This window comes from Stenotrophomonas sp. YJH_SMC_25 (assembly GCF_059369595.1).
In genome coordinates this window covers 290,776-308,810 of the sequence record NZ_JCAFSV010000004.1, presented here as the reverse complement: position 1 = coordinate 308,810, position 18,035 = coordinate 290,776, and the positions used below count along the sequence as shown (strand labels likewise).

Genomic DNA, 18,035 nt, shown 5'->3' with positions numbered 1-18,035 from the left:
ATGGCGCATGAGCAGCCATCGCCTCCGCCTGGGCCGTCACTCGATCATCGGCCAGTCCTACGTTCTGACAACCACGACACACCAGCGCCGCCGGCTCTTTGAAAGCGAAGCTGCAGCAGCATGTGTAATCGACCAGTTCCACTACATCGAACAGCGCGGGCTCGTAAAGTCACACGCATGGGTCGTCATGCCGGATCACGTCCACTGGATGTTCGAGCTGCGCGCAGCTAACCTTCCCGACATCGCGCGCCGGATGAAATCGTCGAGCGCGCTTGCGCTGAATCGCCTGGTGGGGCGTCGATGTACGGTCTGGCAGTCTGGCTACTTTGATCATGCCGTGAGGGCCGAGGAGTCGCTGGCGCAGCAAGCGCTGTACACCCTGGGGAATCCGGTGCGCGCCGGTCTTGCTGGGCAGATTGGCGAGTATCCGTATGCATGGTCGGTCTGGTTGTGATGCCGGCCAGCGGCCGGCACTACCAGTGAATGTTCAGCGCAGCCATTCGCTGTTCAGCGCCGCTTGCGCGCGCCTCGGCCGTGGTCGGCCTGGTTGTGATGCAGGCCAGCGGCCGGCACTACCACAGCAAAGGCGAAGCGCAGCGCAGCTCAGATTGCGTTCCGGCGCACAGAGCACCCTCGACGGTAGTGCCGGCCGCTGGCCGGCAACCCCATGACCCACGCGGAGATGCATAGCTGCCGGCCAGCGGCCGGCGCTACCAAAGCAAAGCCGAAGCGCAGCGCAGATTGCGTTCCGGCGCAGAGAGCACCCTCGATGGTAGTGCCGGCCGCTGGCCGGCAACCCCATGACTCGCGCGGAGATGCATGGCTGCCGGCCGGCAGCCGGCACTACCAGTGAATGTTCAGCGCAGCCATTCGCTGTTCAGCGCCGCTTGCGCGCGCCTCGGCCGTGGTCGGTCTGGTTGTGATGCCGGCCAGCGGCCGGCACTACCAAAGCAAGGGCGAAGCGCAGCGCAGATGCGTTCCGGCGCACAGAGCACCCTCGGTTGTAGTGCCGGCCGCTGGCCGGCAACCCCATGACCCGCGCGGAGATGCATAGCTGCCGGCCAGCGGCCGGCACTACCAGTCAATGTTCAGCACGGCCATTCGCTGCTCAGCGCCGCTTGCGCGCGCTTCGGCCGTGGTCGGTCCGGTTTGATGCCGGCCAGCGGCCGGCACTACCAGTGAATGTTCAGCGCGGCTTGCGTGTCCGCTTCGGCTTCGCGGTATCTGCACCGCTGGCGGCGCCGTCCTGCAGCGCCTGCAGCCACGACAACGTATCCACATAGTCGATGAAGTGCCGCAGGTAGCCGGGACTGGTGGCCTGCATCGTGTCCAGCATGCGCTGCACCAGCACCGCCGAGTTCAGCGGGCCGCCGTCGGCCGGGGCCTCGGTGCGCAGTGAGCGGCGCACCTGCAGTTCGCTGCGCAGCTCCGACCACTCGCGCTGCACCTGCTGCAGCATCGGCACCTGCGGGTAATGCGGCAGCGAGCGCGACCCCGCATCGAGGTCGCGCACCAGTGCGCGCAGGCCTTCGAGCGCTGAAAGCTTACTTGGCATCCGGGGCCTTGGGCTTGGGAATCGGCGCGATCTCCACGCGGCGGTTGCGTGCGCGGCCTTCCTCATTGGCATTGGAACTGACCGGCTGCTCGCTGCCGAACGCGGCGGCGAACACGGCGTCAGCCGGTACGCCATCGGCGATCAGGGTGCGGGTTACGGTCAGCGAGCGCTGCGCGGACAGCTCCCAGTTGTCGGCGAAACGCCGGTTGCCTTCGCGCACCGGTGCGTCATCGGTGAAGCCGCTGACCATCAGGATCTCTTCGCGGCTGCCCAGATAGGCGGCCAGCGGTGCGGCCAGGCTGCGCAGCAGCTCCTGGCCTTCCGGCTGCAGCTGGTCGGAGTTCAGCGCGAACAGCACGCTGCCGCTGATGCCGATGCGGCCATCCACCAGCGTCACGCGACCGGCGGCCAACGGGCCGGCCAGCGCCTGTTCGAGGGTCTGCAGGCGCTTGGCTTCGGCCTGGCGCTGCTTCACTTCCTGGTCCAGCCGCTGCGACAGCTCCAGCTGCACCGCGACCACACCGACCAGTATCAGCACGAACGCGCCCAGTAGCACCGACATCAGGTCGCCGAAGGCGGCCCAGATCGGGGCGTGCGAACCGCCATCGACCTCCAGCTCGTCGCTCATGCGCTACCGGCCTTGCCGCGGCGCGTGGCCAGCTGCTGCAGTTCTTCCATCACCTGCTTCTGCGACAGCAGGCTGAGGTCGACCACCTCGCGCGCCTGCGCCACGTAGTAGGCCAGCTGCTCGTCGCTGCGGGCCAGCGAGGCATCCAGTGCGCCGCCGATCTGTTCCAGGCGGCCGGACAGCTCGGTGGAGGCGCTGCCGAACTGCGCGACCGCTTCGCCGAAGCTGCTGGCCAGCTGGCCGACTTCACCGGCGCTGCCGTGGAGCGCTGCGGCGATACCGTCCAGCTTTCCGGTCTCGGCGGCGATATGGTCGGTGAAGCGGTTGCCGACGCGTTCCAGCAACTCGGCCGAGCCACCGACCAGTGCGTCCACAGCGGTGCGCTGTTCGTGCGAGGCGTGGTTGATCGCATCCAGCAGGGTCTGCACGGTGGCCAGCAGGCGTCCGCGTTCTTCCAGCATCGCGTTGTCACGCACCAGGCTCTCGGACAGCGTGCTGCGCAGCTCGTTGATGACGTCGGCTGCGGCCTTGGGCGCGGCGGCGGCGGTCTGCAGCAGGGTGGACACTTCGGCCAGCGTGGCGCTGGCCTGTGCGCGACCGTTCTCGCCGATCTGCTGTGCGGTCTCCGCCAGCGTGTCGCAGACGCGCTGCTGCTGCGCGGCCAGGCGTTCGCCATTGGCCTGCAGGCGCTCGGCCAGCTCGGTGGAAACGTGCTGCAGAGCATCGCTCCAGCGCTGCAGGCGCTGTTCGTCGCCGGCCTGCAACTGCGCCTGCAGGGCGGCGTGGGCCTGCTGCAACTCGGCGCTGACCGCGTCCCAGCGCGCCTGGCGTTGCTGCTCGCGGCTGTCCAGGCTGGCCTGCAGTTCGGCGTGGGCGGTCGCGGCGGTGGCCTGCGCTGCCTGCCACTGCTGTGAACGCTGCAGTTCGTGATCCTGCAGCAGCGACTGGCTGGCGCTGTGCTGCTGCTCCAGTGCCTGCAGCAGCGCCTGCGCACGCGCGTCCAGATGCTCGCTGGCGGCGATCAACGCCTGCTGCTGACGTTCGACCAGCGCAGTATTCAGGGCCTGCTGCTGTTCGGCGGCAGCACGCAAGGCCTCCGCATTGTCCTGTGCATCGGCCTGCAGGCGCTCGCCGATACGTGTGACCAGCGCTTCGGCATGCGTGGCCTGGCCATCGCTGAAGGCCTGCAGGTGCTGGCGCAGGTCGCTCACCAGTGCCTGCTGTGCCTGGGTCTGTTCACTCACCACCTTGGCCCAGCTGGCCTCGGTTGCGACGCGGCTGCGCTCAAAACCGTCGCTCAGGCCGGCCAGCTGCTGCTGCACGGCCTGCTCGACGCGGGCATGCAGTGCTTCGCCGTGATGGGCCAGGCCAGCCAGGGTGGTCTCGGCCATCGGCTGCAGCGCGCCACCGATGGCGGCGGCGCTGGCTTCAGCTCCTTCGCGCAGCGACTGCTGCAGCGAGACCGCCAGGCGTTCCTGCAGTGCCTGGCTCTGGGTCAGGAACTCGGCCTGGCCGGCCAGCAGGCGCTCATTGGCGGCCGCACTGTGCTGTTCAAAGGTGCTGGTCATCGCCTGCAGGCGGTCGACCAGCGCCGGCAGCGCCGCGGACTGTGCCTGCAGCAGGCGCAGCGACTCGGCGCGCTGCCAGGCCTGCGAGTACGGATGCAGGTCGCCGGAAATGGCGCGATCCAGCTGCTGCACGGCCTGCAGGCGGTCACGACGCAGCAGCGCCGCCAGCAGGCCGAGCATGGCCGAGCTGGCCACACCGGCGATCGAGGTGCCGAATGCCACCGCCAGGCCCTGCACCGGCGAGGCCAGCGAGCCGCGGATCGCGGCCATGTCGGTCGCGCTCTGCAGGGCCAGTCCGGTGCCACGCAGCGTGTCCATCATGCCCAGCAGGGTGCCGAGCATGCCCAGCAGCACCAGCAGGCCGACCAGGTAAGGGGTCAGCACCGGAGCGGGCAGGGCAGTGCGCTCGCCCTCCACGCGCAGGCGCACGGCATTGCGCAGGCCTGCGGGCACGCGCTCCAGCCAGGGAGTGAGGCTCTCCTTCGCACTGGACAGGTCGTTCAGTGCACTGCGCAGGCCGTTGCTGGCCTGGCGGTAGCGGTACAGCTCCACGCCACCGGCGATGTAGCAGGCCGCGATGATCGCCGCCACCGCTGCACCCAGCGGATGCACCGAAACATAGCCAATGCCGATCCAGCACACGGCCAGCAGGCCGACAAGGAAAACAACGACATGGAAAGCAGTTCTGGACATGGTGTTCCGGTTAGTGGGAGCGCAGGGCGTCTTGCAGCCCTTCGATCGGGTGGAAGCGCAGCTGCAGCTCGGCGAGCAGCAGGGTGCGCATGTCATGGCGGAAGGCCGCGCGCCAGCCGGGCTGGCCGTGCACGCGTTCAAAACGGGCGCCGAGCACGGCCGGCGCAGTGGCCAGCAGGCTGTGCTCGCGCGGGGTGAGGGTCTGTTCCATCACCGCGTCGACCTCGGCCAGCCGCGCCAGCTCGGGCGAAACCTGCACCAGCTGGTCGCGCAGGCGGCCGCGCAGGCGCCCGGTGGCGGTCTGGATGGCCTGCTGCAGTACCCGGTAGCGCTGGCGCAGCGAGGCGAAGTTGGGTGCAGCGGCAGCTTCGGCCAGATCCAGCAGGCGCTCGGCCTCGGCGTCCTCACTGATCGAGGCCAGCAGGCTGGTGTGCGCCTGGACGCAGTCGGCCAGCACATCCTCGACGGCTTCGGCGGCTTCACCGGGCTCGGGCAAGCGTCCGCCGAGCGCCCCGGACAGGGCCACGGCACGGCTCCAGTCCACCCACTGGCCGAGCCGATCGGTCAGGGCGGGACTGCTGGCCGGCATCGCGCCGTCGCTGAGACGGGCGAGCAGGCGGAGGAATTCCGGTCCACCCAGGACCGGCTGCGCTGCTTTCGCCATCAAGGGGTGAGGGGCCAAAAACCATTGATTTTACAACCAGATGACCTTGGCTGGATGAAGGCGGGGCCGGGGGAGGGGACCCGCGGGCGCGACAAGGCTTAGAATGACCGGCTGCACCCATCCCGTTCGACCCCTGGAGTACCCAATGACTGTTGCGCAGTTCTACCCGATCGGCACCCCCGGACAGCCCTGGGGCGACGCGGAACGCGCACAGTGGCGGGCCCGCCAGCAGCGCCAGCGCAGCTACCACGATGACGTTGTGGCAGCGCTCGAGCGCCTGGACGACAGCTTCGATGTGATCCAGTACGGCCAGCTGGACTATGCGCCGGACCATTACCCGCTGTTCGCCGTGGTCAACCACGACTGGAACCCGGCGCTGCCGACCGCACTGATCACCGGTGGCGTGCATGGCTACGAGACCAGCGGCGTGCATGGCGCCCTGCAGTTCCTGGAACAGCAGGCTGAGCGTTACCTGGGCCGGCTGAACCTGATCGTGGCACCGTGCGTCAGCCCGTGGGGCTACGAACGCATCCAGCGCTGGAACCCGGATGCCATCGACCCCAACCGCAGCTTCCGTGACGGCGGCCAGATCGAGGAAGCGGCCGCGCTGATGGCCTGGGTGGCCGAGCGCAAACCGAACCTGCTGGTGCACCTGGACCTGCACGAGACCACCGACAGCGACCTGCACGAGTTCGATCCGGCGCGCTGCGCCCGCGACGGCAAGCCGTTCGAGCGCGACACCATTCCGGATGGCTTCTACGTGATCGGCAACAGCGAAGACCCGCAGGCCGAGTTCCAGAAGGCCCTGATCGCTGCGGTCGCGCCAGTCACCCATATCGCCCCGGCCGACGCCGAGGGCAACCTGGTCGGCTTGCCGCTGCAGTCACCGGGCGTGGTGTGGGGTGAGTCGCGGTCGATCGGCGCCTGCGCCGGCTTCACCGACGCGCGCTTTGCCACCACCACCGAGGTCTACCCGGACAGCCCGCGCACCAACCCGCAGGAATGCAACGACGCCCAGGTGGCGGCGGTGTGTGCGGGCCTGGATTTCGCCCTGGCGGCGCAGTAACGCGCCACTTTGCGGGCAGCGACCGGCATCAACCGGCGCCGTTTTCTGACCGGTAAGGCGACCACCGATGGCGTGGCCGCCGTCCGGCAACCGGCGAAGACATCCAGATCGCGTTGGTACACCGCGCTGCTGACGCCAAACAGGCCCAGCAGCGAGTGGAAAACGTTGTCGTGGCTGTATGCCCTGTGCAGGGCGTTGTCGCGCTGGCATGCCCCATCAAGGCCTGCGTTGCGGCCGAAGTCCGGTGAGAACCACATCACCATCGGCACCTGGGTCTGCTCGCGCGGGGCGATGAAGTAGGGCGTGCCGTGCAGGTACATTCCGCGTTCGCCCAGCGACTCACCATGGTCTGACACATAGATCAGTGCGACATCACGCTGGTCCGCATAACCCTGCAGCAGGTCGATGGTCTTGCCAAGCATGCGGTCGGTATGGACCAGGGTGTTGTCGTAGGTGTTGATCAGCGCCTCGTTGCTGCAACGCTGGATCTGGTTGCTGTCGCAGGTCGGACTGAATGCCCGCGACTGTGCCGGGTAGCGTTCGAAGTAGGTCGGGCCGTGGCTGCCAAGCTGGTGCAGCACGACCAGGGCGTCACCGTTCATGGCGTCAATGCGTGTACCGAGCTGATGCAGCAGCACCTCGTCATAGCAGGTGCCGTCGGCATTGACACATTGGCCGGCCACCTTCAGCGCGGGCATGTCCTCGGTCGGCACGCGTTCGCACACGCCTTTGCAGCCACCGTTGTTGTTGTTGCGCCAGAGCACGCTGATGCCGGTGCGCTGCAGGATGTCGAGCACGTTCTCCTCGGTCGCTGCGCGTACATCGTCATACTGGCGGCGGGTCATCTGCGAGAACATGCACGGCACCGAGATCGCCGTTGCGGTTCCGCATGAGGAAACATCACTGAAGCTGATGACGCCTTCCTTGCGCGAGAGCCGGGGATTGGTCGCGCGCGGGTAGCCGTTGAGCTGGAAGTTCTGTGATCGCGCGGTCTCGCCGACGACCATGACCACCAGCTTCGGACGCGGGCCCGGTACGCGCCGTGCGTCCATGCCGATCGGGCGCAAGGGTTGCTGGCGGGCGCTGTAGAGGCCTTTCAGATAACCGTGGGTATGGCGCACGACATTCAACGGCAGCACCTGGTCACGGAGATAGCGGTTGTTGCGCAGCAGCGAGGAGTAGTCCTTGTAGAACGCGAAGCCGATTGCCAGCAGTACCAGCAATGACGCCAGAGCGCTGGCCGGCCACACCAGCAGCGAACGTATCGAACCGGCCCCGCTGGTGGTGCGCACCAGGGCGAGCCCGGCAGCAGGTAGCACGCCCAGCGCCAGCAGGGTCAACAGTAGTGGCAGCGACAGATAGGCGTTCAGTTCGGCCTGGTTGGTCTCGAACACGTTCTGCACCATGCTGCGATCGATCAGCACGTTGTAGTGCAGCATGAAGTAGCTGCAGGCGGCGCTGACGACAACGAGCAGCACCAGCAGCGACCTGCGCAGGAATGGCAGTGCCAGCAGTGGCGTCAGCAACAGGTTGAACAGGCAGAACAGCACCACCGGCAGGCTGGCCAGGAACAGCACGCTGCGCACGCTGTTGAGGTCGACCAGCCCCCACAGCGTCTTCCAGAGGGCGATGTTTCCAATCGTGGTGAAGAACAGTGCGACGGCCCAGACCAGAACGATCGGATGGGGCCGTGGAAAACGGCGGCATTGACGCACGAGCAGGTTCCGTGGAGCGGGAGTGCGCGCAGTATCGAAACCGCTTTATCAGGAAGTTGTCAGGTTGGGCGGACTAGCCCAGCAGGATGAGGCCCCACACAGCACCCACCATCAACAGTGCGGTGGTCTGCGCGGCGCTGCCCATATCCTTGGCGTTCTTTGACAGCGGATGCTGTTCAAGGGAGATGCGATCAACCACCGCTTCGATCGCCGAGTTGAGCAGTTCCACCAGCAGGCTGATGAAGCAGACCGCCAGCACTATCGCGCGCTCGACCGCGCTGATGTCCAGTACGAACGCTGCAATGATCAACAGCGCGTGCAGAAGCAGCAGCTGGCGAAAGGCAGCCTCGCCGCGGAAGGTGGCGACGAAGCCATCACGCGAATGGATGAGGGTGTGGAAGATGCGGCTCAGGCCGGTCTTCCCGTGCGGGTACTTGCCGCTGTCCTTGGGGTGCTGCATGCGGTTTCCGCCGTGAAGTGAGCAATCCCCAGCATGTGCACGCGTGCGTCAGGAAATCGTCAGAGGGGCCACTCCAGGCTGAACCGGCATCCCTGCTGCGATGAATGCACCGTCATCCTCCAACCCAGGTGCTCGACGATGCGCTGCACGATCGACAACCCCAGCCCCTCGCCGCTGTGCACGCTAGCGGGTACGAAGCGCTGGAACAGCTGTGGATCGATACTGGAGGGCAGGCCGGGCCCCGTGTCGGCGACGATGAGTGCGGCGTCGTGGAGGGAGATCCGGACTTCGCCGCTTTCGGTGTACTGGCAGGCGTTGCGCAGAAGGTTCCAGATCACGCTGCGCGCAAGATCCGCGTTGGTGTGCAGCACGGTGTCATGCAGGGCATCAAACGCAACGATCACCGGCTTGCCGGAAAGCCAGGGCTGGCAGCGATCCATGCAGCATTCAATCAGCGCACGCAGGGCCACCTCGTTGCGTGGCACGGTGCTGGGGGCGCGAGAGAGCAGCAGCAGGCAGGTCAGCTGGCGCTGCATCTCCTGGGTGGTGCGCAGGATGCGCTCGGCACTGGGAACCAGGTGGCTGTCGGCCGGAAGCTGGCAGGCCAGCGTCTCGGCAGCACCACCGATGATGGCCAAGGGCGTGCGCAGCTCGTGGCTGGCATCGCCGCTGAAGCACTGTTCGCGATGCAGGAACCGTTCGAGCTCGTCACTATGGCGGGCAAAGGCGCGCGCGAGCACGCCGATCTCATCGCGTGCGTCCTGGTAGGGAAAGGGCTTGTGGCCGTCCTGCACCGCATCGGCCAATCGTGTGATGGGCGCGATGACGTGGGTCGCTACCTTGCGACCGATCAGGAAGGCGCCAAGCACGCAGATCGAAATGACCAGTGCCGCAAAGGCATTGATCAGGTATTCCAGATAGCCATAGGGCGCTGCGTCCTGCAGCAGGTAGTAACGTTGGCCGGCACTGTCGAACACGCGCAGGTGCCACTCGTTGGGTGCTGCTTCGCCGTGATATCCCGGGCCATATTGGCGCAGTACGACAGGCACGTCCTGGGCATCGAACAGTGCGCTGCCGGCGGGCAGGTCGGGACGCCGACCACGGGCGAGTTCGTCCTGCAGACGGCGTACTTCATTGTCCTGGGTCCGCGCGACGACAGCGGCCCGGACCTGATCGTAGTCCACCTGTTCGGCCAGTACGATGAAGCCCATGGCACCGGCCATCAACAGCACGAACGAGATCGTGATGCGGGTGCGCAGGCTCAGGCGGCGGTAGAGGGAGGCACGGGTCACGCCTGCATGCGCCAGCCGACGCTGTGCACCGTGGTGATCAGCGCGGTGTCGAAGCTGCGGTCCACCTGCAGGCGCAGCTCATGGATGTGGGTTCGCAGCGCGCCGCTGTCCGGTGGCTCGTCGCCCCAGACCAGGTATTCCATCTCCTGCTTGCGCACCACGGCCGGCGCCGCACGCACCAGGCACATCAGCAGCTTGTGCGACGTGGGCGTCAGCGCAATGCAGCGGCCTTGCCGCCAGGCTTGTGGCGAGCGCGTGTCCACCTGCAGGTCCTTCCACGCCAGCACGCTCTGGACCTGGCGACCCTGCGCCCGTCGTACCAGGGCCTTGATCCGCGCATCCAGTTCCGTCAGCGAGAACGGTTTGACCAGGTAGTCATCCGCGCCCAAGGCCAGGCCCTGCACGCGGTCTTCGACCGGATCGCGCGCGGTCAGCATCAGGATCGGCACCGGGTTCTGGAACTCCTGGCGCAGCTTCTGGCACAGCGTCATGCCATCCAGGCGCGGCAGCATCAGGTCCAGCAGGATGGCGTCGTAGTCGTGCTGCGTGGCCCGGCGCAGGCCGCTGGCGCCGTCGCGGGCGTCGTCCAGTACGTAACCCAGCGGTTCAAAGAAGGCATACAGGTTGGCAACCAGCTCGGGGTTGTCTTCGATGATCAGCAGGCGGGTCATGGCATGCGTCCTTGCGCGTGGCCGAACTCTGCCCGATCGCTGGCCGAATGCCAATGCCCTTGCTGAATGGATCGCGGCCTGGGTTCGGCCCCGTCAAGCGACGTTCAATCGGCCGGGCTGCGTGAATCGCGGACCGAGTAGATCACCGAGAAGATCTTCCAGCCTTGTTCGGTGCGGATCAACTGCCACATCTCCTTGCCCCAGTTGGTCTTCACCCCATCGTCGTGGAAGCTGTAGTCAAACGACACCGAAGCCACATCGCCATCCGTCTCGATCTTCGTGTTGGAGAATGTCTCCTCCTTCGGCTTCGGCGAGGCGACCACCCCGTCGATCAGCGCGATGAAGTTGTTGGCGGGAATCTGCCGTGCCTTGATTGCATCGGGCTTGGCCTTGCGGATGTCCTGCAGGCGCACATCCTCGGAAACGAACTGCCAGCCGATGTCTTCCGGTTTGTCGGAGAAGAACAGGCCCATGTAGGTCGGCTTGTCCTTGTTGATCAGCGAGGTGCGGAACGATTCGACCACCTGTTCGATCGCTTTTACATCCGCCGCTGATGGCTGCTGGCTTGCGTGGGCCGGCTGGCCTGCGATGAGGCCAACAATGAGAAACGCGCTCTGGAATCCGGTGGTTCGCATCATTCATTTCGGCCGCAGTGTGGTGGGAGCGCGCCAGGGCCACGGCTACAGGGCCCCGGCGCGCTCCGCATTCAACGATGCAGCGCGTCAACAATCAAGCCGGTGGCGATCTCCACCAGCAGGTACTCGTTATCGGACTGGCGCACCCAGCGTCGGTCGCGGCCCGGCTCGCGCAGGTCATAGCGCGCGTAATCGTCTACCCAGTAGCGGCGGTCCACTTCGGCCCACGGCAGGCGCTCGCCACGTCGCCAGGCCTTCTTCTGCCAGCCCGGCGGCGGCGCATCGCGGTGGTGCGGGCCGCCTGCGTGCGGCGGCGGGCCGTTGCCTCGGGCGTGGTGCGGCGGATCGGCGAAGGCGGGGGCCGCGGCCAACGCGGTGGCTGCGCTCAATGCGATGGCAAGCAAACGTGTGGTCTTCATGGGGATGCCTCCGTCATGGCCGCAGCATGCGGCGCTGTGGCGGGAATATAGGGCAATCCATGTGAATGAATGCGGGTGTAGGCGGTGCTTTTCTGAACAGACGGCGCGGCCTGCAGTCGCCGCCAGGCAGCGGATCATTGGACCGCGCCCGGGGCCGAGTCCGTTGCGGCCCAGCCTCCGCCCAACGACAGAAAAAGATCCATTTGCCGGTCAATGCGCTCCGCGCGCGATGCAGCCAATGCGGACTCCGCATCTGCCAGCGCGGCCTGGGCCGAAAGCACGTCGAGAAAATCGATCCTGCCGAAACGGTAGAGTTGCTGTGCCTGCCCGGCGGCCCGCGCTGCGTCCATCCGCGCCTGCGCCAGGCTGTGCTCGCGTTCGAGCTCCTGTGTGCAGACAGAAAGCGCGGTCTCGGTCTGGCGCAATGCCTGCAGCACGATGCCGTCAAAGGACGCGAGAACTGAATCTGCATTGGCACCGGCCGCTGCGATGCGGGCCTTGGCCGCGCGGCGGTTGGGCCAGTGCCATGACAGCACGGGGCCGATGCTCGCACCGAAGCCGTCAGCCGACAGCAGATGCGCCGGTGTGCCGGCCACGCCCGAAGAGGCGCCCAGGGTGATCTGCGGATAGAGACCCGCCGTCTCAGCGCCGATCATTGCAGTTGCGGCGGCCAGCCTGCGTTCGGCTGCGCGTATGTCAGGGCGCCGCTGGAGCAGTTGCCAGCCGTCACCGACCGGTAGCGCCTGCTCCAGCTCAGGGGGCTGCGGGCATGCTTCGGCCTCCCTGGGATAGTCTGCCGGGAGCCTGCCCATCAATGCGGCCAGTTCGAACAGTGCGGCCTGGCGTTCGGCCAGCAGGCGCGGTATCCCCGCCGCGCTGCGGTTGACGGCGGCACCGGCACGGCTGACATCGAAGTCCGTTCCGCGCCCGCCGGCAGCCAGCCGTCGGGTTGCCTCCAGCGTGGCGCGCTGTATCGCCAGCACCTGCCGGGTTGCAGCGAGCGTGTGATTGCTTGTGCACACCTGGAGATAGGCACGGGTGACGGCCGCAGCGACGACCACGCGAACCTGGTCGCGTGCCGCAGCAATCGCCTCCGTGTCCGCGTTGGCGGCTTCGATGCCGCGGCGGATGCCACCTGCGAGATCCAGCGGATAGGAGAGGTGGAGGCCCAGCGCGTACGACTGCGGCGCGGCCGACGCCTGGGTGTAGCCACCGGCATGGACGAGCGTGCCCGATGCATCCACGTCCCCTTGCACGGCACCGCGCGCGCGGTACTCCATCACGGTCGCGCTGGCGCGCCGGAGGTTGGCATCGGCGGCGCGCAGGTCGGTATTGGCCGCCAGAGCATCGCGTACGTAGGCGTCAAGCTGGGGGTCGCCATACAGTTGCCACCATCGATCCGGTGGCGCGTCGTGGCTGAACGATGCCTCCTGGCCCGAGACGAACGCCCGCGCCGCCCGTGGGGAGGCTGCGACAGCGCTCGCCGGCAAGTGATAGTCGGGGCCGGACACGCAGGCCGTCATCGGCAGCAGCAGGGCAAGCAGCCCGCCACGTACTGTCCGCACGCTCACTTGCAGGCTCTCTGCGCCGAGGGGGTGATGGTCACACTCGCAGTGCGACCTACGATCAGCCGGGTATCCGGCGGCGCATCATCGATACGGATGCGTACCGGGATGCGCTGTGCCAGCCTCACCCAGGTATAGGTCGGCGCCACGGCGGGCAGCAGGTTGTGGGTGCTTGAGCGCTGATCGTCGGCGATGCCGGCGGCGATGGTATCCACGTGTCCGCGGACGTCGTGGTCGTCGCCCATCAGCCGCGCCACGGCGGCATCGCCCTCGGTGATGCAGCCCAGTTTGGTTTCCTCGAAGTAGCCCTCGATACGCAGGCTGCGGGTGTCGATCAGCGCCAGTGCCTGCGCACCGGGTTGCAGGTAGTCGCCCGCGTGCAGGTCCAGGTTGGTGACGATGCCGTCGGTGGTTGCGCGCACCTCGGTGCGTTGCACGTTGAGCTGGGCGACGCGCTGTTCGGCCTGTGCCTGCGCCAGCGCTGCCAACTCGGTATCGACCTTGGCGGCATTGCGTTCGCGTGTCTCCGAGGCGACCAGGTTGCCAAGTGCGTTGTCCCGTGTCGATTCGCGGCGGTCCAGCGCCAGCGTGGCGCGAGCGCTGCTGACCGCTGCATCGGCCTTCTCAAGCGCGGCAGCGAAGCGCGGTTGATCCAGTACCAGCAGCAGCTGTCCGGCGCTGACCCGCTGGTTGTCGTGCACCAGCACCTGGGTGACCAGCCCCCCCATGTCCGATGCAACGCGCACCACATCGGCGCGCACCCGCCCATCCCGCGTCCACGGGCGCATTTCGTAACGCTTCCAGATGGACAGTGCGGCGACGACAGCAATCGCGAATACAACCAGCGTAGCGCTCCAGCGCCCGATGACAGCAAGCAGGTGTTTCATTTCATTTCTCGAGCAGGGGCGAGAGCCGGATCATCAGCTCCGCCAGGATCACGAACAGGGACAGGCCCACCAAGGGCCGCGCGGCGAACAACCGGTACAGGCCGAGGCTGGCGAGCAGGCGTGAGCTCAGCATCGACAGCACCAGCGCGGCGGCGGCCACGGCGAGCAGGCCGGGGATCAGCACGCCATCAATGGAATGGTCAGAAAACATGAGGTCAGTGCCGATGGGTAAGCGGGGATGCCAGCAGGTCACGGCGCAACCCGCAGAGCAGGTGCGACAGATACCTCTGATCAGCCTCGCTGCTGGCCGCCGCTGCCTCGCGCATGCGGTCCAGCAGCTCCAGAAGATGGGTGTCGACACTGCGTGGCGAGTGGGCGCGAACCCTGAAATGTGCAGCGATGCGTTCGACCAGCGCCGCATGAAGCGCCCGAACCTTCGGGTTGTGCAGCCGCCTTTCCAGCGCGCGGAGTTGGCTGGATGCACGTGCCGCACGAACGTCCGCAAACAATTCCCGCAGATCGTGTGCGGCACTGGAACGGCCCTGCAACCTGGGAGCGAGCAGCCCGATTCGATCCAGCATGCGGCTGAGCCAGGCGCGGGTCGCACCGCCTTGTCCGGCGGCGTGTCGCGCAATGTCCCGACGGATCGAACGCTCCAGCCGTGCGCGGTTGCGGCCCGCATCGGCGGTCTGGAACAGCTGCATGCTGCACAGTGCCACCGTCGTACCGATGAACAACGCAACGCCGTTGTTGAGTGCGCCGACGATGTTGGTCGAATTGGTCGCGCCCAGGCCGGCGATGAGCGGAAACGTCAGCACCACGCCCAGCGCAGCCATGATGAAGGGCGGCCGGGCCAGGAACGATCCGCACAGCAGCAGCACCGGCGCCAGCGCGGCCATCAGGCCGACGAAATCGGAGAGCGCGGGGAAGATCAGTAGACCGTAGAGCAGGCCGACGCCAACGCCGATCAACGACCCCACCAGATAGCGCATGACATGCGGCGCAGGCGCTTCGATCGTGCCGAACAGCACGCACGCCGTGCCGATGATGGACACCGCCGTGGCGCCGTCCGACCAGCCGGTAACGATCCACAGAACGCAGCTCAGCAGGATGCCGACGAACGCGCCCAGCGCGCTGCGCAGGGCAAGCCGATGATCCCGGTGAAGTGCCGCACCCTGCGTATGTCGCGCAAGGCGGGCAGGTACATGCCGGCGCCAGTCGGGCCGGGCAGTGTGCAGCTCCGCCTGCAGTACGCGGCAATCGGCGTGGGCAAGGTCGATCTCGGCCTGTTGCGCGACCAGGCCGGCCCGCAGCAGATCGCGCCAGTCTGTTGCATCCATCGCGCTGGCCTGTGGTGAGCGCAGCCGGGCGATGGAATCTTCCACCGCGCTGGACAGCATCAGTACGTCCAGCATCCGGTCATGCAGGGCACGCAGGATCTGCACCTGGGCGACGCCGTGGGCGCTGTCGAAGGGCAGGTGGATCGACAGCACATGCAGCTCGAGCAGGTCGGCGGCCACTTTCGAGCGGTCCGTCGCCAGTACCGTGTCCGATGCACTGGCGCGCATGTCGCGTGTCCATCGTTCCGCATCCTCCAGCACGGCAGCAACCCGTGCGTGCACGCGCATCGAGACCCGGCGCGGCAGCACCAACCCATGTACCAGCGTGGCGGCCAGGATGCCGATGGCGATTTCCTGCACCCGCGTGATGGCAATGGTGAACACCTCTCCCGGCACCATCACCGCAGGAAACCCGATCAGGCTGGTGGTATAGCCGGCCAGCAGGAACGCGTACGCACGTGGCGTGCGGTCGAGCATCGCCAGGTACAGGCACAGCGCCATCCAGGTGGCGAGTGTGGCGCTCAGCACCAAGGGTGCATTGGCGAAACGTGGCACCAGCGCGACGGTGGCGACGGCCCCGCCCACGGTACCCAGCAGGCGGAACAGGCCGCGGCTGAGTGTCGCCCCGGAAAGGGGCTGCGACACCAGATAGACCGTGCCGACCACCCAGAACGGGCGGTTCAGGCCGATCCGCAGAGAGACATACAGCCCCAACGACGCGGCGAGCAGGCATTTGAGCGAGAACAGCACCGCCTCCTGGTCGGTCCTGAGGGCAGGGCTTTTAAACCGGGCAAATGCCTGGAGCAGGTGGGGGCGGAGCGGGGTGGGGGAGTGCATGCAGCTCATGCTAGTGACCGGCCGCACTGGCGAATTTCGCTACAATGACAATCAATCGCTAAAACCGGTCAATGTGAGAATGGCTCGCATTTCGCTCCCCGGCTTTGACCTGGACCCGGACGAGACCGATCGCCCGGCGGTTGCCAGCCGCCTGCAGGTGGCCGAGCACGACGCGGAAATTCCGGTGCATGAGCATCGAAAGGGTCAGCTCATTCTTGCGCTGCATGGGGCGGTGACCTGCGAAGTGGCCAATGCGCTGTGGATCGTGCCGCCCCAGTGTGGCGTCTGGATTCCGGGCGGCATGCCGCACAGCAACCGCGCCACCGCCAACGCGCGCCTGTGCTACCTGTTCGTCGAGCCCGGCATCGTCGACCTGCCGGCGCAGTGCGTGACGCTGGCCATCTCGCCGATGCTGCGCGAGATGATCCTGCACCTGGCCGACGCGCCGCTGGACTATCCGCATGGCAGCCACACCGACCGGCTGGCGCGGGTGCTGCTGGACGAACTGGTGCAGACGCCGGCTGAGCATCTGTCGCTGCCGGTCAGCCATCACCCGAAGGTGCGCGCGCTGGCTGCGGCGCTGTCGGCGGATCCGGCAGACCGCAGCACCATCGGCCAGTGGGCCGTGCGCCTGGCCCTGGGCGAGCGCACGTTGACCCGCCTCATCGAACGGGAAACGGGACTGTCCTTCGGGCGCTGGCGGCAGCAACTGCACCTGCTCATCGCCATTCGGGAACTCGCCGCCGGTGCACCCGTACAACGCGTTTCCGAGACGCTGGGCTATGAGTCGGTGACGGCCTTCATCACGATGTTCAAGAAAGCGCTTGGCCTTTCCCCGGCGCGGTACTTTGCGGTGCGCCTGCGTGGGCAGTAGCCGGGGACAGCCCGGGAAGCCCCTGCCTGGAACAGCTACTTCGAGGTGCCGGAGACCGATTGAATCGCTGCCACCACCGCAGCGGGTTCCTCGCGCTGGAGGGTGTGGCCGGTTGCCAGGTAGCGGTGCGAGCCGCGCGTGAATCCCGAGAAGAGCAGGGCGTGCTGTGCTTTCCAGAGCGCCTTGCCCGCTGCGGTTTCCTCGAAGAACAGCGGTTCGGCAGCCAGCTGGGTTGCAGTCAGCAGCGCTACCGGCACGTCCGGCATCGTGCGCGGGGTTTCCGCACCGGGTGCATCCAGCTGTTCGGTCAGCACGGCGTAGTCGGCGGCCATGGCTGGCGGCAGCATCGCCCGCAGCTGGGCATCATCTGCCTGCACGCGGGCACTGTCGGCCTGCTTGAACGCATGGCGCTGCCCCATTGTGGCCGGGTCCACCAGCACCAGGCCCTGCAGGCGCTCCGGATGGCGGCGTGCAAACTCCGTGGCCAGCAGGCCGCCATAGGAGTGACCCACCAGCACAACGCGGCGACCGGGAGCGAGCGTATCGATCACGGCCGTGAGGTCGGCCAGATGCGCATCGATGCGCTTGGGATGACCGTCGCTGCCGGACTTGCCGAGTCCCGCACGGGCGTAGGTGATGCTGTGGTAGTCGCGCCCCAGACCGGCAACCACCTCCTTCCAGGCCCCCGCGCCCTGCCCGAAACCGGATTCAAAGACCACGGTGATCGGGCCGGCCCCCATCTCTTCGGCCTGCAGTGTGTAAGCGCCTCGATCCACCTGGATTTCCCCTGCGTGCGCGGTGCCCACTGCGGCCATCATGGCGGCCAGCGCCCACAACGTCACTCGGCTGATCTTCATTGCCATTCTCCTGGGCCGTGACGCGTGCCAGCCCTTCCGATGGGTCAGGTCTGCAGCGGAGTGCCACAGCCTGCCGACCTCGCGACAGGTCGTGTTGGTAATGTAGTGAGGTATAACACCGACTCCCTGTGCAGAAAGTCATGGGGACGGGGCGTAGACCGCTGAATGGCGTTGGATGCTTGAATCTGTGATCGGTTACGCGGCTCCACACTTGAACGTGCAAGCGTCCTCAACGATAAAGGCGGCATGTGGCACTGCCGCATTCCGGACCAGGGACGATCCGAAGCATGACGCGGGGCACAGCTCCGC

18 protein-coding genes are annotated in these 18,035 nt (G+C 66.9%); 3 read left to right on the top strand and 15 right to left on the bottom strand.

The annotated features are described in order from the left end of the window. The first annotated feature begins 7 nt into the window (after positions 1 to 7). Complete coding sequence (locus AC5P7E_RS07960; protein ID WP_495222834.1) at positions 8 to 454, top strand: REP-associated tyrosine transposase; 447 nt, start codon at positions 8 to 10, stop codon at positions 452 to 454. Between the two features lie 732 nt (positions 455 to 1,186). Here AC5P7E_RS07960 and AC5P7E_RS07955 read toward each other — a convergent pair. The 4 genes from AC5P7E_RS07955 to AC5P7E_RS07940 are packed head-to-tail and all read right to left on the bottom strand — an operon-like array spanning position 1,187 to position 5,108. Further along, on the bottom strand, positions 1,187 to 1,621 hold the full coding sequence (locus AC5P7E_RS07955) for a DUF2894 domain-containing protein (RefSeq protein ID WP_338091938.1): 435 nt from the start codon (positions 1,619 to 1,621) through the stop codon (positions 1,187 to 1,189). Then, on the bottom strand, positions 1,545 to 2,183 hold the full coding sequence (locus tag AC5P7E_RS07950; RefSeq protein ID WP_005409939.1) for an OmpA family protein: 639 nt from the start codon (positions 2,181 to 2,183) through the stop codon (positions 1,545 to 1,547). Before AC5P7E_RS07950 ends, AC5P7E_RS07955 begins: the two co-directional genes overlap by 77 nt. After that, complete coding sequence (locus tag AC5P7E_RS07945; RefSeq protein WP_111193486.1) at positions 2,180 to 4,444, bottom strand: DUF802 domain-containing protein; 2,265 nt, start codon at positions 4,442 to 4,444, stop codon at positions 2,180 to 2,182. Before AC5P7E_RS07945 ends, AC5P7E_RS07950 begins: the two co-directional genes overlap by 4 nt. Before the next feature lie 10 nt (positions 4,445 to 4,454). Next, on the bottom strand, positions 4,455 to 5,108 hold the full coding sequence (locus AC5P7E_RS07940; protein WP_024958593.1) for a DUF3348 family protein: 654 nt from the start codon (positions 5,106 to 5,108) through the stop codon (positions 4,455 to 4,457). Between the two features lie 145 nt (positions 5,109 to 5,253). On the opposite strand from AC5P7E_RS07940, the gene AC5P7E_RS07935 reads away from it, so the two are divergent. Continuing rightward, positions 5,254 to 6,174 (top strand): M14 family metallopeptidase, encoded by a 921-nt coding sequence (locus AC5P7E_RS07935; RefSeq protein ID WP_005409936.1) that lies wholly within the window; start codon positions 5,254 to 5,256, stop codon positions 6,172 to 6,174. Here AC5P7E_RS07935 and AC5P7E_RS07930 read toward each other — a convergent pair. The 10 genes from AC5P7E_RS07930 to AC5P7E_RS07885 form a co-directional block, all read right to left on the bottom strand. After that, positions 6,078 to 7,889 carry a phosphoethanolamine--lipid A transferase gene (locus AC5P7E_RS07930; protein WP_114618316.1) on the bottom strand — a complete coding sequence of 604 codons (1,812 nt, stop codon included), beginning with the start codon at positions 7,887 to 7,889 and terminating at the stop codon, positions 6,078 to 6,080. The genes AC5P7E_RS07935 and AC5P7E_RS07930 overlap by 97 nt on opposite strands. A gap of 73 nt (positions 7,890 to 7,962) precedes the next feature. Then, the gene (locus AC5P7E_RS07925) at positions 7,963 to 8,349 is read right to left on the bottom strand and encodes a diacylglycerol kinase (RefSeq protein ID WP_012480499.1); all 387 of its coding nucleotides are present in this window, start codon (positions 8,347 to 8,349) and stop codon (positions 7,963 to 7,965) included. Positions 8,350 to 8,408: 59 nt separating this feature from the next. Beyond that, a complete protein-coding gene (locus AC5P7E_RS07920) occupies positions 8,409 to 9,641 on the bottom strand; it encodes a sensor histidine kinase (RefSeq protein WP_329761754.1) in 1,233 nt (410 codons plus the stop codon). Further along, complete coding sequence (locus AC5P7E_RS07915) at positions 9,638 to 10,312, bottom strand: response regulator transcription factor (RefSeq protein ID WP_032962486.1); 675 nt, start codon at positions 10,310 to 10,312, stop codon at positions 9,638 to 9,640. The genes AC5P7E_RS07920 and AC5P7E_RS07915 overlap by 4 nt, the downstream gene beginning before the upstream one ends. Positions 10,313 to 10,416: 104 nt before the next feature. Next, a complete protein-coding gene (locus AC5P7E_RS07910) occupies positions 10,417 to 10,947 on the bottom strand; it encodes a Cif family virulence factor (protein WP_099484246.1) in 531 nt (176 codons plus the stop codon). 71 nt (positions 10,948 to 11,018) lie between these two features. Then, entirely contained in the window at positions 11,019 to 11,366 is a 348-nt protein-coding gene (locus AC5P7E_RS07905; RefSeq protein ID WP_005409930.1) for an RcnB family protein, read from the bottom strand. A gap of 134 nt (positions 11,367 to 11,500) precedes the next feature. Beyond that, positions 11,501 to 12,937, bottom strand: a complete 1,437-nt coding sequence (locus AC5P7E_RS07900; RefSeq protein WP_114618317.1) for an efflux transporter outer membrane subunit — start codon at positions 12,935 to 12,937, stop codon at positions 11,501 to 11,503. Then, a complete protein-coding gene (locus AC5P7E_RS07895; protein WP_114618318.1) occupies positions 12,934 to 13,818 on the bottom strand; it encodes an HlyD family secretion protein in 885 nt (294 codons plus the stop codon). Before AC5P7E_RS07895 ends, AC5P7E_RS07900 begins: the two co-directional genes overlap by 4 nt. Before the next feature lies 1 nt (position 13,819). Next, entirely contained in the window at positions 13,820 to 14,029 is a 210-nt protein-coding gene (locus AC5P7E_RS07890) for a DUF1656 domain-containing protein (protein ID WP_044570365.1), read from the bottom strand. Positions 14,030 to 14,033: 4 nt separating this feature from the next. After that, positions 14,034 to 15,908, bottom strand: a complete 1,875-nt coding sequence (locus AC5P7E_RS07885; RefSeq protein WP_099523719.1) for an FUSC family protein — start codon at positions 15,906 to 15,908, stop codon at positions 14,034 to 14,036. A 166-nt stretch (positions 15,909 to 16,074) separates the two neighbouring features. Here AC5P7E_RS07885 and AC5P7E_RS07880 point away from each other — a divergent pair, with 166 nt between their 5' ends. Beyond that, the gene (locus AC5P7E_RS07880) at positions 16,075 to 16,869 is read left to right on the top strand and encodes an AraC family transcriptional regulator (protein ID WP_012480491.1); all 795 of its coding nucleotides are present in this window, start codon (positions 16,075 to 16,077) and stop codon (positions 16,867 to 16,869) included. A gap of 35 nt (positions 16,870 to 16,904) precedes the next feature. On the opposite strand, the gene AC5P7E_RS07875 is transcribed toward AC5P7E_RS07880, so the two are convergent. Further along, complete coding sequence (locus AC5P7E_RS07875) at positions 16,905 to 17,726, bottom strand: alpha/beta fold hydrolase (protein ID WP_012480490.1); 822 nt, start codon at positions 17,724 to 17,726, stop codon at positions 16,905 to 16,907. Positions 17,727 to 18,035 lie beyond the last annotated feature (309 nt).

Coding starts and splice junctions, on each gene's coding strand:
- AC5P7E_RS07960 (WP_495222834.1), top strand. CDS start 8: ATGAGCAGCCATCGCCTCCGCCTGGGCCGTCACTCGATCATCGGCCAG.
- AC5P7E_RS07955 (WP_338091938.1), bottom strand. CDS start 1,621: ATGAGGAAGGCCGCGCACGCAACCGCCGCGTGGAGATCGCGCCGATTC.
- AC5P7E_RS07950 (WP_005409939.1), bottom strand. CDS start 2,183: ATGAGCGACGAGCTGGAGGTCGATGGCGGTTCGCACGCCCCGATCTGG.
- AC5P7E_RS07945 (WP_111193486.1), bottom strand. CDS start 4,444: ATGTCCAGAACTGCTTTCCATGTCGTTGTTTTCCTTGTCGGCCTGCTG.
- AC5P7E_RS07940 (WP_024958593.1), bottom strand. CDS start 5,108: ATGGCGAAAGCAGCGCAGCCGGTCCTGGGTGGACCGGAATTCCTCCGC.
- AC5P7E_RS07935 (WP_005409936.1), top strand. CDS start 5,254: ATGACTGTTGCGCAGTTCTACCCGATCGGCACCCCCGGACAGCCCTGG.
- AC5P7E_RS07925 (WP_012480499.1), bottom strand. CDS start 8,349: ATGCAGCACCCCAAGGACAGCGGCAAGTACCCGCACGGGAAGACCGGC.
- AC5P7E_RS07915 (WP_032962486.1), bottom strand. CDS start 10,312: ATGACCCGCCTGCTGATCATCGAAGACAACCCCGAGCTGGTTGCCAAC.
- AC5P7E_RS07910 (WP_099484246.1), bottom strand. CDS start 10,947: ATGCGAACCACCGGATTCCAGAGCGCGTTTCTCATTGTTGGCCTCATC.
- AC5P7E_RS07905 (WP_005409930.1), bottom strand. CDS start 11,366: ATGAAGACCACACGTTTGCTTGCCATCGCATTGAGCGCAGCCACCGCG.
- AC5P7E_RS07895 (WP_114618318.1), bottom strand. CDS start 13,818: ATGAAACACCTGCTTGCTGTCATCGGGCGCTGGAGCGCTACGCTGGTT.
- AC5P7E_RS07890 (WP_044570365.1), bottom strand. CDS start 14,029: ATGTTTTCTGACCATTCCATTGATGGCGTGCTGATCCCCGGCCTGCTC.
- AC5P7E_RS07880 (WP_012480491.1), top strand. CDS start 16,075: ATGGCTCGCATTTCGCTCCCCGGCTTTGACCTGGACCCGGACGAGACC.
- AC5P7E_RS07875 (WP_012480490.1), bottom strand. CDS start 17,726: ATGAAGATCAGCCGAGTGACGTTGTGGGCGCTGGCCGCCATGATGGCC.